Genomic DNA, 411 nt, shown 5'->3' with positions numbered 1-411 from the left:
AAAAAGAATAAATAATGATTTATTTATTCTTTTATGGAATTTAAAAAGACCCTCGCCGATCACCGGTCGATCCGTGTGACAGCGCAACGCAGCGCGGCTTTGTATCATCGCCGATACATTACCGACACGTTCCGGATACGCCGATCACCGAGACTCTCACGGGGCGTTGGCGCCCCGGTATCTTCCGTTGCCGATGGAGCCGTCCCTGGTGCATGACACGACCCAGACCGAAGCTACACCCCGTACCACGCGCGTGCTGCTCGTCGACGACAACGAAGAGCTGCGCGAGCTGCTTGGCGGCTACCTGACGCGCTTCAACATCGCCAGCGAGGCGGTTGGCAATGGCGCGGCCATGCGCCTGGCCCTGGCCGGGGGGCACTTCGACGCGGTGATTCTCGACCTGATGCTGCC

Annotated in this window: 1 pseudogene; it reads left to right on the top strand. The window is 59.1% G+C overall.

Annotated features, from left to right (window positions below):
• Positions 1–208: 208 nt before the first annotated feature.
• Positions 209–411: pseudogene (locus J0A65_RS26070) on the top strand (hypothetical protein); the annotation flags it as partial.

The organism is Bowmanella yangjiangensis, from assembly GCF_017255015.1.
In the GTDB taxonomy this organism is placed as follows: Bacteria; Pseudomonadota; Gammaproteobacteria; order Enterobacterales; family Alteromonadaceae; genus Bowmanella; species Bowmanella yangjiangensis.
This window is presented reverse-complemented; position numbering and strand designations above follow the sequence as displayed.